Origin of the sequence: Ideonella sp., assembly GCF_041914305.1 — a bacterium.
Lineage (GTDB): Bacteria > Pseudomonadota > Gammaproteobacteria > Burkholderiales > Burkholderiaceae_C > Ideonella.
The window spans coordinates 86,328-99,117 of record NZ_JAYSDQ010000020.1; the positions used below are offsets into that span (position 1 = coordinate 86,328).

Annotated in this window: 11 protein-coding genes; 4 read left to right on the forward strand and 7 right to left on the reverse strand. The window is 69.5% G+C overall.

Going from position 1 to position 12,790, the window contains the following annotated elements; genetic code table 11:
- The first annotated feature begins 126 nt into the window (after positions 1-126).
- Positions 127-615, forward strand: coding sequence for a YfbM family protein (locus tag ACE3SG_RS23310; protein ID WP_374568622.1), 489 nt, complete (start codon positions 127-129; stop codon positions 613-615).
- Positions 616-628: 13 nt separating this feature from the next.
- Here ACE3SG_RS23310 and ACE3SG_RS23315 read toward each other — a convergent pair whose 3' ends face one another.
- The 4 genes from ACE3SG_RS23315 to ACE3SG_RS23330 all read right to left on the reverse strand — a co-directional run bounded on the left by ACE3SG_RS23315 (position 629) and on the right by ACE3SG_RS23330 (position 4,845).
- A complete protein-coding gene (locus tag ACE3SG_RS23315) occupies positions 629-1,390 on the reverse strand; it encodes an NAD-dependent protein deacylase (RefSeq protein ID WP_374568623.1) in 762 nt (253 codons plus the stop codon).
- A gap of 7 nt (positions 1,391-1,397) precedes the next feature.
- Entirely contained in the window at positions 1,398-2,150 is a 753-nt protein-coding gene (gene rlmB, locus ACE3SG_RS23320; RefSeq protein WP_374568624.1) for a 23S rRNA (guanosine(2251)-2'-O)-methyltransferase RlmB, read from the reverse strand.
- Between the two features lie 62 nt (positions 2,151-2,212).
- Positions 2,213-3,922 carry a serine hydrolase domain-containing protein gene (locus ACE3SG_RS23325; RefSeq protein ID WP_374568625.1) on the reverse strand — a complete coding sequence of 570 codons (1,710 nt, stop codon included), beginning with the start codon at positions 3,920-3,922 and terminating at the stop codon, positions 2,213-2,215.
- Positions 3,923-4,068: 146 nt separating this feature from the next.
- Positions 4,069-4,845, reverse strand: coding sequence for a DUF1624 domain-containing protein (locus ACE3SG_RS23330; RefSeq protein ID WP_374568626.1), 777 nt, complete (start codon positions 4,843-4,845; stop codon positions 4,069-4,071).
- 237 nt (positions 4,846-5,082) lie between these two features.
- Between ACE3SG_RS23330 and ACE3SG_RS23335 the strand changes: the two genes are divergently transcribed.
- The 3 genes from ACE3SG_RS23335 (at position 5,083) to ACE3SG_RS23345 (ending at position 8,756) form a co-directional block, all read left to right on the forward strand.
- Positions 5,083-7,005, forward strand: coding sequence for a cellulase family glycosylhydrolase (locus ACE3SG_RS23335; protein ID WP_374568627.1), 1,923 nt, complete (start codon positions 5,083-5,085; stop codon positions 7,003-7,005).
- Between the two features lie 109 nt (positions 7,006-7,114).
- On the forward strand, positions 7,115-8,011 hold the full coding sequence (locus tag ACE3SG_RS23340; RefSeq protein ID WP_374568628.1) for a DUF2167 domain-containing protein: 897 nt from the start codon (positions 7,115-7,117) through the stop codon (positions 8,009-8,011).
- 10 nt (positions 8,012-8,021) lie between these two features.
- The gene (locus ACE3SG_RS23345; protein ID WP_374568629.1) at positions 8,022-8,756 is read left to right on the forward strand and encodes a site-2 protease family protein; all 735 of its coding nucleotides are present in this window, start codon (positions 8,022-8,024) and stop codon (positions 8,754-8,756) included.
- 18 nt (positions 8,757-8,774) lie between these two features.
- On the opposite strand, the gene ACE3SG_RS23350 is transcribed toward ACE3SG_RS23345, so the two are convergent.
- From ACE3SG_RS23350 to ACE3SG_RS23360, 3 genes are read right to left on the reverse strand one after another with little or no spacing between them, the layout of a single operon-like run.
- Complete coding sequence (locus tag ACE3SG_RS23350) at positions 8,775-10,886, reverse strand: 3-hydroxyacyl-CoA dehydrogenase NAD-binding domain-containing protein (RefSeq protein WP_374568656.1); 2,112 nt, start codon at positions 10,884-10,886, stop codon at positions 8,775-8,777.
- A 52-nt stretch (positions 10,887-10,938) separates the two neighbouring features.
- Complete coding sequence (locus tag ACE3SG_RS23355) at positions 10,939-12,144, reverse strand: acetyl-CoA C-acetyltransferase (RefSeq protein WP_374568630.1); 1,206 nt, start codon at positions 12,142-12,144, stop codon at positions 10,939-10,941.
- 5 nt (positions 12,145-12,149) lie between these two features.
- A complete protein-coding gene (locus ACE3SG_RS23360; protein WP_374568631.1) occupies positions 12,150-12,398 on the reverse strand; it encodes a hypothetical protein in 249 nt (82 codons plus the stop codon).
- Positions 12,399-12,790 lie beyond the last annotated feature (392 nt).

Consider the following 12,790-nt stretch of genomic DNA (forward strand, 5'->3'; position numbering starts at 1 on the left):
CGCAGCGCAAGGTCCGGCGGGCCCGGCACCGATGAAGATGGTTGACGGTTCGGTGGTCACCGCGCAGCGGGCCCGCCGGCTGCGCCTTTGATAATCCATGCTCGCTGGAGGGGATAAAACATGGGCATGGCGGTCTGTTTTGCGGCCGTGGCGCCGGACACGCTCGCGCGGCTGCGCGCGGCACCGGGCGAGATCGAGAACTATCTGCAACCCGACGACGGTGAGGGCCCGCCCTTCGAGACCGACGTCGACAAGGCCTGGCATGGCCTGCACTACCTGTTGACGGGCCGCGCCGACGGTGGCCGCGAGCCCTTCTCGCTGGCGATCTACGGCGGCGCCGAGCTCGGGCCCGACATCGGCCTGGGGCCGGCGCGGCTGCTGACGCCGGAACAGGTCGTGCGACTGGCCGCCGCGCTCGACAGCCTGACGACCGACGAGCTGACGGCACGCTTCGACCCGCAGGACATGCAGGCCCGGGCCATCTACCCCGACGTGATCTGGGTGCGCGACGGCAACGACGCGCTGGCCTACCTGCTCGACAACTTCGAGCGCATGGCCGAGTTCTACCGCGACGCCGCCGCCCGCGGCGACGGCGTGCTGCAGTGGATGTGCTGACCCGGCGCGGGGGTCAGGCCTGATCGGCGAACAACTGTGGCAGCACGCCGGCCGCCGTGCCGCGCACCAGCTGCTGCGCGTCGGCGTCGATCTCGCTGGCCTCGGGGTTGACGATCGCCACCCAGGCGCCGGCGCCGCGGGCGCGCGCGGCCAGGCCCGCCGCGGGCCACACGGCGCCCGAGGTGCCGACGACCAGCATCACGTCGCAGCGGTCGGCCGCCTCTTCTGCCGCGGTCAACGCCGCCAGCGGCAGGTTTTCGCCGAACCACACCACCCCCGGGCGCAGCTGGTTGCCGCAGTCGCCGCAGACCGGCGGCTCGCCCGGCGCTGCCCAGGCCGTGTCGCAGGGCCGGCCGTGCGCGCGGCGCGGGCACTCTTCGAGCCACAGGTCGCGCAAGATGTCGCCATGCAGCCGGATCGTGTCGGCGTTGCCGGCCCGCTGGTGCAGGTCGTCGACGTTTTGCGTGATGACGCTCAGCCGCCCCGGGTGGCGCTGGGCGAACGCCCCCAGCGCCAGGTGGCCCGCGTTCGGCTGCGCGGCACGCACGCCCTCGCGGCGCTCGGCATACCAGCGCCAGACACGGCCGGGGTCGGCCCGAAAGCCCTGCTCGCTGGCCAGCTGCATCGGGTCGAAGCGCGCCCAGTAGCCGGTGCGCGCATCGCGAAAGGTCGGGATGCCGCTCTCGGCCGACATGCCGGCGCCGGTCATCACGGCGATGCGGCCGGCCCGCTGAATGCGCTGGCGCAGCGGGGCCAGGTCAGCGGCTGCGCCCATGGTTGCTTCAGCCCTTGGCCCGCCGTTGGCGCCGTGCCTCGTACAGACACACGCCGGCGGCCACCGACACGTTCAGGCTTTCCACCGCACCAGCCATCGGGATGCTGACCAGCTCGTCGCAGGTCTTGCGCGTCAGCTGGCGCATGCCCGCGCCTTCGGCGCCCAGCACCAGCGCCACCGGGCCGCTCAGGTCGACGTCGTACAGCGTCTGCGTCGCGTCGTCGCTGGTGCCGATGATGCGGACGCCGCGCTCCTTCATCTCGTTCAGGCTCCGCGCGAGGTTGGTCACCATCAGGTAGGGCACGGTCTCGGCAGCGCCAGAGGCGACCTTGGCCACCGTCGCGTTCAGGCCGACCGCGTGGTCCTTCGGCGCGACCACCGCGTGCGTGCCGGCACCGTCGGCCACGCGCAGGCAGGCGCCCAGGTTGTGCGGGTCGGTCACGCCGTCCAGCACCAGCACGAGCGGCGGGTCTTCCTTGGCAGCTTCGACGCCTTCGAGCACCTCGTCCAGCGAGTGGGTGGGCGCCAGCGGCTCGACGCGCGCCACCACGCCCTGGTGGCGGCTGTTGCCGGCGAGCTTGGACAGCCGGGCGTCGTCGCTGTCGATGAGGCGCATGCCGGCTTCGCGCGCCCGCTCGACGAAGCCGCGCATGCGGGCGTCGCGGCGGGTCGCGTCGACGTGGATTTCAGTGATGGAGCCCGGCGCGGTTTTCAGGCGCACGGTGACGGCATGGAAGCCGAAGAGGATTCGCTGGGTCATGGTGCGCGCATCATGCCCCAACGCCACGCGGCCCGCGCCGCCCCGCCCGCGGGCTCAACCGCTCAGTTCGGCACCCAGGCGTCGTCGAATGCCTTGATCAGGGCCTTGCACTGGTGGCCCACGCCGCCGTAGTTGCCCGAATTCGAGTTGGCCCAGACGGCGGCCTCCACGACGATCGGGAACATGTAGGCGCAGGTGTCCAGCCCGCCCTCGCCGTGGCTCCAGTCGCCACCGTGGCCGTGGTAGACGCCGAACTTGCCGTTGACATAGGCCGAGAACATCGTCGGGCTCATCAGCCCCAGGTAGCGGCTGCGCATTTCGGCCAGCGACGCCGGCGGCATCAGGTTGCCGGTGTAGCGCAGGTTGGCCAGCACGCGGGTGTAGTCGCGCGCGCTGATCTGCCAGCCGTAGCCGCCGCAGCTCAGGTCGCGGGCCGGCTCCTGGTAGCCGGCCGCGCCGGTGTCCGGGAAGCGGTACTGCACGGTGGGCGTGGGGTCTTCGCTGTGGCACGAGGCCGAGGCGCCGACCGAGGCGAACAGCGACTGCGCCTTGATCAGGAACATCGCGGTCGTGAAGGCACCGGCATCGAACTCGGCGTAGTCCACCGGGTCGGCGCCCTGCAGCCGCGACGACAGCACCCGCAGCAGCGCGAAGTTGGCGTTGCTGTACTTCGCGCCATGGTCGCCCACCGGCAGCGCGATGCGGTCGCGCAGCGGCGCGTAGTCTTCGCCCTTGACCTGGTCTTTCTTCTGCGCAAAGCCGGTCTTGTGGGTCATCACGTCGGCAAAGGTCAGCTGATCGACACCGTCGCCCAGCACCCAGTTGCTCGGCAGGTAGCCGGCGATCGGCGTGTCCGGCGACAGGCCCTTGTCGGCCAGCAGCCGCATCGTCACGATCGCCGTCAGCAGCTTGCTGGCGCTGGCGATGTGCATCGGCTTGGTGTCGGACTGGTCCAGCACCGGCGCGTCGGCCGCGGTGCGGGCCTGGCCGTGGTGGCCGAACTTCTTCAGCACGCCGCCCAGCGACACGGCGTAGGCGTTGCCGACCGACATCGGGTCGAACGTCGCGTGGATGTTGCTTTCGAAGCGGTCGAGGCTGAACACGATGGTGTTCGCCGCCAGGCCCAGGCCGCTGGCAAAGCGGCCGACGGCGCCGGTGTGCGAGCCGGCGTCGAGCAGGCGGTCACCGGCGTCCAGCTCGGTCTTGGCGGGCTTCAGCCGCTCTTTCGAGACACCGGCCAGCTTGGCCTGGCCGTACACGTCGTCGGCGATGCGCTGCGCCGTCAGGCTCAGCTGGCGCTGGACTTCGATCAACGCCACGTCGGCGCTGCTGTCGGCCGCGGCCACCGCGTCGTCGAGCGCTTGCTCGGCGGGTTGCAGCGCGGCCAGGCAGGCGTTCAGGTGCGACAGGCTTTCGTCCGGCGCGCCGCCATAGAAAGCAGCCCAGGCCTGCCGCACATTCGCCAGCGCCAGCCGCACGGACGGCTTCACGTTCGGCGCCGAGGTCTTCAGCAGGCGCGTCAGCTGGTCGATCTGCGCCGGCAGCCGGGCCGAGGGTGCGGTCAGGTCGATGGCGGTGGTGGGCGGCGTGCTGTCCTTCGGCGCGCGGTAGATCTTGGCCGATTCGAGCGAGCGCGCGAGCTCTTCCACCCCCGGCGGCAATGGCCCCGCTTGGGCCAGCGCGAGGCTGGCGAAGCCCCCCATCGCCAATGCGGCAACGAGGCGAACGGCGCGGGTGCGCAGCGACGAGGTCGAAGAATTGCGTGAAGCCAAAGCGGGTCTCCTGGGGTTTGTTGGGGTGGCGGCAGGCCGGTGGGGCAGCTGCAGCGAAGGAGCGTGATCGTAGAAGCGCCCTCACCCCGCGCGTAGCCCGAAGCCTAGGGGCCTCATCCCCCCACAACGCCTCCCCCCAACATCCCTCAGCCTGCGACGAAGCGCCAGGCCTGGATCGCGCCGATCAGCACCGGCTGGTGCAGCATGTAGAAGGTCAGCGACCAGGTGCCCAGCACGGCCAGCGGCCGCAGTGCCGCCGGCACGTCGCCGGCCAGCCAGTGCCGCCGGTGCCTCAGCAGCCAGGTGCCGAGCACCACGCCGGGCAGCATCACGCCCAGCCAGGGCAGCACCGGCACGTAGTCTTCGGCGCGCGGCAGGCGCGTCACCAGCCCCACCCAGTTGGTCCAGCGGCTGTCGAACAGCGGGTCATGCCACACCCGCGGCAGCACCAGCGCCGCCAGCGCCAGGCCCAGCAGCGCGCCGCTACCCAGCGCGCCTTGTGCCAGCAGGCGCGGCGCCACCAGGCGCACGACGACCAGCATCACCGCAATGCCGTGCAGCACGCCGAAGCTGATCCAGGTGTTCGGGAACATCTGCGCCGAGCCGATCGACACCAGCGCCGCGCAGCCGGCCACCTGGGCCCAGCGGCGCCAGAAGCGCGACCAGCGCTGGCCCGCCTCGATCGCCACCGCCTGGCCCATGCCCGCGCACAGCAGGAACAGCGTGACGATGCAGGTGCGCTGCACCGTCCAGAACGGGTCGAACTGGAAACGCTGGCGCGGCTGGAAGTAGCCGTAGTAGTTGAGGTCGAAACAGAAGTGGAAGACCGCCATCCAGACGATGGCCAGGCCGCGCAAGGCGTCCAGCCGATCGAAACGTTGCGCGGGCAGTGAGGGGGTGGCAGACAGGGGCGGCGGTGACACGGCGGCGACGATACCTCACGGCCCGCGGCGCCCCGGCCCGGCGGGTGGCCATGGGTAAGTCCCGATGCAACGGTAGTGATGACTACCAGATAGTCGCCGCTACCAAAAGAATATCGAGGGAAGACCGAGGCGCGAACCACCGACGGCTCGCGCCCTGCCCGTTCCCGGTTCTGCCCGCTGTGGTGCCTGCCGCCGGCGCCCGTGTGGCGCGTGTCTGGCGGCTTGGGAGACCCCTGCATGCCTCGCTCGTCCAAGCCCTGCTCTTGGTGGCGCCAACGCGCGCTGTTCGCCGCGGCCGGCCTATGCCTGGCCCACCCGCCGTTGCACGCGCAATGCGCGGCCCCGCCGCATGCGGCCATGCCGGCCGCGCCGGCCCCGTTGCATGTCGACGGCCCGTACTTCAAGGACGCGCAGAACCGCGTCGTGCTGCTCAGGGGCATGAACGTCAGCGGCACCGGCAAGGTGCCGCCGTTCACGCTGTTGTCGGATGCGGCGCAGATGACGCAGCTGAAGACCTGGGGCGTCAACATCATCCGGCTGACGTTCAACTGGGAGGCCTACGAGCCCACGCGCTGCCAATACGACGCGGGCTACCTCGGCGCCTACGAAACCATCGCCCGCTGGGCCGAGGCCGCCGGCATCTACGTGCTGGTCGACTTTCACCAGGACACGTATTCGCGCTACGCCAACCACGGCTGCGGCGACGGCTTCCCGTCGTGGGCGATCGCCGCCGACCTCACCCGCTACCAGCCCGACAACGGGCCGAGCTGCCAGTTCCTGATCCCGGGCTGGTGGGGCGTCAGCGCGTTCCTCGACGCGAACTACCACGCCACCTGGCACGCCTTTCACGCCGATGCGCAAGGCATCAAGAGCCGCTTCATCGAGATGGTCGCCTCGGTCGCCGAGGCGATGGCCCAGCACGGCAACGTGATCGGCTACGACCTGATGAACGAGCCCTGGGGCTACGACCACGAGATGGCGGATGTCTACAACCGCGCGTCGGCCGTCATCCGCGAGCGTCACCCGGGCGCGATCCTGTTCTACGAGCCCTCGGCCGACGCCGCCGTGGTGGCCGCGCCGCAATGGACCGACGCCAACGGCCAGCCCCACCGCTACGACAACACGGTCTGGGCACCGCACTATTACGAGTTCTCGGCCAACGTGCTGAAGAACTGGATGGGCGCCTCGCCCGACGGCACCTTCGCGGCCCAGCAGGCGCAGGCCGCCGCCAACGGCTCGGGCCATTTCCTCGGCGAGATGGGCGAATGGGCCAACACCGCGCACGTGAACGGGTACATGGAGTCGATCTACGACACCATGGACGCCCGCTTCATGTCCGGCGCGCAGTGGGGCTACACCCCGCTGTGGACGGCGGCCAAGCTCGACGGCTGGGACACCGAAGACTTCAGCGTCGTGGCCGAGGGCCGGCTGCGGTCGCAGCTGTACCACCCGCGCTACTTTCCCCGCGCCACGGCCGGCACGCCGATCGCCTTTCGCACCCAGGCCACGTCGTTCTCGTACACCTGGGCCCACGACCCGCGAAGCGGCAGCACCGAGGTCTTCATCCCGGCCGGCTACGACGTGAGCCAGGCCATCGTCACCACAACGCCCTCGTCGCTGACCTGCCGGGTGGAACGCCCGCTGGACCAGCAGATCCTGCGCTGCAGCGGGCCCGAAGCGGCGCGCAGCTCGGTCGACTTCGCGCTGGCGCAACCGCTGGTCGACGGCGTGGTCTACCGGCTGACCAACCAGCACACCGGCCTGGTGGCCGACGTGGCGAACTGGTCGAAGAACCCCGGCGACTCGGTGCACCAGTGGGAATACGTCGGCGGCGCCAACCAGCAGTGGAAAGCGGTCGCCCGAGGCCAGGGCACCTGGAGCTTCGTGTCGGTCAACAGCGGCCTGTGCCTGAGCGTGCGCGGCGACGGCCTTGGCAAGGGCCGCGGCATCATCCAGTCACCCTGCAGCGACACACACCCCAGCCAGCGCATCCGCCTCGACCACCTGGGCGGCAACACCTTCCACCTGGTCTTCACCCACAGCAACGCCTGCCTGGACGACAACAACTGGTCCACCGGCAACGGCGCCTGGCTGCAGCAATGGCCCTGCGCCAGCCCGGCCCAGGCCAACCAGGCGTGGTGGGTCCAGGTCGTTCAGTAGTTGGCAGCTTGAGGCGGCAACGCAGGTAGAAACCCGGCCGGCCCGCCGCCGGCACAGGCCGGCGTGGGAAAATCGCGCCTCTAACAACGACGGTTCTCGGGAGGGATCCATGACGCGATCGTTCGCCGCCGCGCTGCTGCGCCTGGCACTCAAACTCACCTTGCTCGCCGGCGGCACCGCCGCCTTGGCCGATGCACCGCCCGATGGGCAGAAAGCCTGGGACGAAGCGGCCAAGGTCGCCCAGTCCGGCCCCACCGACATCAAGCTGCTCGACAAGGCGGTGCTGAAGCTGCCCGAAGGCCGCGTCTTCATCCCGAATCCGCAAGCCACCAAACTGTTGCAGGCCATGGGCAACCCGGGCGAAGACCCGCGCCTGCAGGGCCTGGTCTTCCCCAAGGGCGAAGAGCAAGGCTGGTTCATGACGGTGCGCTACGAAGACTCGGGCCACATCAAGGACGACGACGCCAAGGAATGGAACGCCGACGACCTGCTGAAGAGCTTCAAGGAAGGCACCGAAGAATCGAACGAAGAGCGCGCCAAGATGGGCGTGCCGGCGCTCGAGATCATCGGCTGGGCCGAGAAGCCGGCCTACGAGGCCAGCACGCACCGCCTGGTGTGGGCCATGTCGTCGCGCGAGAAGGGCTCGACCGACACCGACGACCAGGGCGTCAACTACAACACCTACCTGCTGGGCCGCGAAGGCTACTTCAGCATGAACCTGGTGACCGGCCTGAAAGACCTGCCGGCGCACAAGCCCGATGGCCAGGCGATGCTGGCGGCGCTGAACTTCAACGAAGGCCAGCGCTACGGCGACTTCAACGAGAAGACCGACCACCTGGCCGAGTACGGCCTGGCCGCGCTGGTGCTGGGTGTGGGCGCCAAGAAGCTGGGCTTGCTGGCCGCGGCCGGCCTGTTCTTCGCCAAGTTCGCCAAGCTGATCATCCTGGGCGGCATCGGCGGCCTGGCCGCCATCGGCAAGCTCTTCGGGCGCAAGAAGCAGGCCTGACGACCGCGCCATGATCAAGCTGCTCTTGCTGCTGCTGTCCGGCGTCAAGCTGGGCAAGCTGCTGACCACCGGCGGCACGATGCTGCTGTCGGTGGTGCTCTACGCCTTCGTCTACGGCTGGCGGTATGCGGTGGGTTTCGTCGCGCTGCTGTTCGTGCACGAGATGGGCCACTACATCGCAGCCCGCCAGCGCGGCCTGAAGGTGGGCGCGCCGACCTTTATCCCGTTCGTCGGCGCCTGGGTCGAGCTGAAAGACATGCCGCACGACGCCGAGACCGAGGCCTATGTCGGCCTGGGCGGCCCGCTGCTGGGCACGATGGGGGCGATCGGCTGCTACTTCCTGGCGCGCAACGAGGGCAGCAACTGGCTGCTGGCGGTCGCGTACTCGGGCTTCTTCCTGAACCTGTTCAACCTGATCCCGCTGTCGCCGTTCGACGGTGGCCGCATCACCGCGGTGCTGTCACCGCGGATCTGGCTGCTCGGGGTGCCGGTGCTGGGCGCGCTGTTCTACTACCGCCCCAGCCCGATGCTGATCCTGATCGCGGTGCTGGCCGCGCCGCAGGTCTGGAAGGCCATCACCTACCGCAAGGACAGCCCCGAGGCCGCCACCTACTACAACGTGTCGGCCAAGGTGAAGTGGGAATACGGCATCTACTACGTCGCGCTGCTGGGCTTCCTGGCAGTGATGGTCAACGACGTGCACGAGATGCTGAAGGGCGCCGCGGCCGTCACCGGCGGCGCCTGATCTTCAACCAGGGCGGCCTCAGGCTGAAGCCGGGCCGCCCACCTCCAGCAGTTCACCCTTCTTCGCCAGCTCGATCACCAGCTTGGCCGGCTTGAAGCGCTTGCCGTGCGCCGCCGCCAGCTCGCGCGAGCGGGCCACGAAGTGCGCTGGCCCCACTGTGTTGATGAACTGCAGCGCGCCGCCGAAGAACGGCGCAAAGCCCCAGCCCAGGATCGAGCCGACGTTGCCGTCGGCCACCGAGCGCAGCACGCCTTCTTCCAGGCAGCGCGCGGCTTCGTTGGCCTGGGCGTAGAGCAGGCGTTCGATCATCTGCTCTTGCGTCGGCTGCTCGGCCGCCACAGGGAACATCTCTTTCAGCCCCGGCCAGAGGCGCTTTTCGCCCCGCTCGCCTTCGGCCGGCCAGTCGTAGAAGCCCTGGCCGGCCTTCTTGCCGATGCGGCCGATCTCGCACAGCTGGCGCAACACCGCCTCGCCCGGGTGGGCCTCGTAGGGCTTGCCTTCGGCCGCCAGGTCTTTGCGGGTCTGGTCGGCCACGTGCACGCCGAGCGAGAGGCTGACCTCGTCCTGCAGCGCCAGCGGCGGCATCGGCATGCCCGCCTGCAGGCCGGCCACTTCGATGCTGCGCGGGTGCACCCCCTCTTTCAGCATCGCCAGCCCTTCCATCACGTAGGTGGCGAACACGCGGCTGGTGTAGAAGCCGCGGCTGTCGTTGACGACGATCGGCGTCTGGCCGATCTGCTGCACGAAGTCGAAGCCCTTGGCCAGCGTCTCGTCGCTGGTCTGCTCGCCGACGATGATCTCGACCAGCGGCATCTTGTCGACCGGCGAGAAGAAGTGCAGGCCGATGAAGTTGGCGGGCCGTTCGCTGGCCTGGGCCAGGCCGGTGATCGGCAAGGTCGAGGTGTTCGACGCGAACACCGCCTTCGCGCTCAACTGCGCCTCGGCCAGCTTGGTGACCTCGGCCTTCACCGCGCGGTCTTCGAACACCGCCTCGATGACCAGCTGGCAGTCTTTCAGCGCGGCGTAGTCGGTGGTCGGCGTGATGCGCGCCAAGGTGGCGTCGCGCTGCTCGGCCGTGCGGCCGCCCTTCTTCACCGCCTTGTCGAGCAGGGCCTGGCTGTAGGCCTTGCCCTTGTCGGCGTTGGCCTGCGTGGTGTCCAGCAGCACCACCTCGATGCCGGCCTTGGCGCTGACGTAGGCGATGCCCGCGCCCATCATGCCGGCGCCCAGAATGCCCAGCTTCTTGACCTTCGACGGCGCCGGCCCGCTCGGCCGTGAAGCGCCCTTCTTGATCGCGTTCAGCTGGTACCACAGCGTGCCGATGAGGTTGCGGCTTTCGGGGCTGACGACGCAGGCCGCGAAGTAGCGGCTCTCGATGGCCAGCGCGTTGTCGAAGTCGACCAGGCCGCCTTCGAACACGCTGCTCATGATGTGCGTCAGCGCCGGATAGTTGCCCCAGCTCTTGGCGCTCGCCATCGACGGGCCGATCGCCAGCAGCTGCGCGATCGCCGGCGAGCGCGAGTCACCGCCGGGGTAGCGAAACTTCGGTGCGTCCCACGGCTGCTGCGGCTTCGGGTGGGCGGCGATCCAGGCGCGCGCCTGGGCCAGCATGTCTTCCGGCGTCTTCGCCAGCGCATGCACCAGGCCGCTGCTCAGCGCCTGCGCGGCGCGCACCTCGGTGCCCTCGCTCATCCACTGCAGCGCCTGCTGCATGCCCACCAGGCGCGGCAGGCGCTGGGTGCCGCCGCCACCGGGCAACAGGCCCAGCTTCACCTCGGGCAGGCCCAGGCGCGCCTTGCCGTCGTCCAGCACGATGCGGTGGTGGCAGGCCAGCGCGATCTCCAGCCCGCCCCCGAGGCAGCGGCCGTGGATGGCCGCGACCACCGGCTTGCCGGCCTGCTCGAGCCGGCGCAGCCAGGACTTGAAGTGCATCGACTCTTCGAAGGCCTGCTCGGCCGTGTCGATCTCCCACAGGTGGTCCACGTCGGCACCGGCGAAGAAGTCTTTCTTGCCCGAGGCGAGGATCAGGCCGGTGATCGAGGCATCGCTCTCCAGCGCTTCGACCAGCCCGGCCAGCGCCGCGGCCATCTCGGCGTCGATCACGTTCATCGGTTTGCCGGCCAGGTCCATCGTGGCCAGCACGACGCCGTCGGCGCTCTTGTCGATTGCTATCGCTGCCACTTCAAACCCTTTCGATGATGGTGGCAATGCCCATGCCGCCGCCGACACACAAGGTGGCGCAGCCGGTGCTCTGGTTGCGGCGCTCGAGCTCGTCGAGCATCGTGCCGAGGATGATGCAGCCGGTGGCGCCGAGCGGGTGGCCCATGGCGATCGCGCCGCCGTTGACGTTGACGCGCTCGATGTCGATCGCCAACTCGCGCGCACACTTCAGCGGCACCGCGGCAAAGGCCTCGTTGATCTCCCACAGGTCGATGTCGGCCGCGGCCATACCGGCCTTGCCCAGCGCCTTGCGGCAGGCGGGCGCGGGGCCGGTCAGCATGATGGTCGGCTCGGAGCCGATCACCGCCATGCTGCGGATGCGCGCGCGTGCCTTCAGGCCGGCCCGCTGGCCGGCCTCGGCCGAGCCGATCAGCATCAGCGCGGCGCCGTCGACGATGCCGGACGAGTTGCCGGCGTGGTGCACATGGTCGATCTGCTCGATCGTCGTGTACTTGCGCAGCGCCGTCGCGTCGAACCCCATCTGGCCCATCATCGCGAAGCTGGGCTGCAGCTTGGCCAGTGTCTCGGCGGTCGTGCCGGGGCGGACGGTTTCGTCTTCGGCCAGCAGCGGCAGGCCGGCGATGTCGGCCACCGGCACGATCGACTTCTTGAACGCGCCGCGCTGGCGCGCCGCGGCGGCCAGCTTGTGCGAGCGCACGGCGAAGGCATCCACGTCGGCGCGGCCCCAACCCTCGAGCGTGGCGATCAGATCGGCCCCGATGCCTTGCGGCACGAAGCCCAGGTGCTGGTTGACGCGCGGGTCCATCACCCAGGCGCCGCCGTCACTGCCCATCGGCCAGCGGCTCATGCTCTCGACGCCGCCGGCCACGACCAAGTCTTCCAGCCCGCCGCGCACCTTGGCCGCGGCCAGGTTGATGGCCTCGAGGCCCGAGGCGCAGAAGCGGCTCAGCGTGACGCCGGCCACCGTCTGCGCCCAGTCGGCGTCGAGCACCGCCGTGCGGGCGATGTCGGCGCCCTGCTCGCCCACCGGCGTCACGCAGCCCAGCACCACGTCGTCGACCAACGCGGTGTCCAGGTGGTTGCGCTGGCGCAGCGCCTGCAGCAGGCCGCGCAGCAGCCACACGGGGCTGGCCTGGTGCAGGCCGCCGTCTTTCTTGCCCTTGCCACGCGGTGTGCGCACGTGGTCGTAGATGAAGGCTTCTGTCATGTTGGTCAACGCCGATTGCGTGGATGGTCGGCAGCGGTGCGTTCGTTGCCGTGCTTGTAGTTGCCGGTCAGGCGGGCCATCGATTGCTGCATGGCCGCATCGTCGGCGCCGTCAGCCTCGGCCAGGAACTCGTCGGCATCGCGGCCGCGCAGCGTGCTGGCCAGCTTGCCGTGGTGCAGCACCCGCACATCGCCATTTTTCATGCGTTGCCAGGTGAAGCCCAGGTCGCCAGTGTCGTCGGAATCGTCTTGCATGCGGGTGGCGTTGTCACAAAAAGTACAACGCTCGTCCTTTCCTTTCATCAGGGGCAAAGGTGCCGGCGCTGAACAGCGCAGCCATCATGCCCCGCATGCGCCGATAGGGTGCCGTCGCCCATCGGAACAGCGGCCATGAATGCGGCTCGGTGAGACGCGATCGGATGCAATTCGAGGCACACGGATGCCGCCTGCATAACGCGTGAGATGCGAGACATCAGGGTGCACTGCGAAGCCGTCGCGAACCCTGCCTTCCGTCCGCGATTGCGGGAAACACTCCAGGCCCTTGATTGCCTCGCGGACCGGTGGCTACGATCACCTCCGCCGGCAATTCGCTTGAGATCCCTGCCAGGCCCGCAGTCCGCGGGTCGGGCTTGAACACATAAACTTTG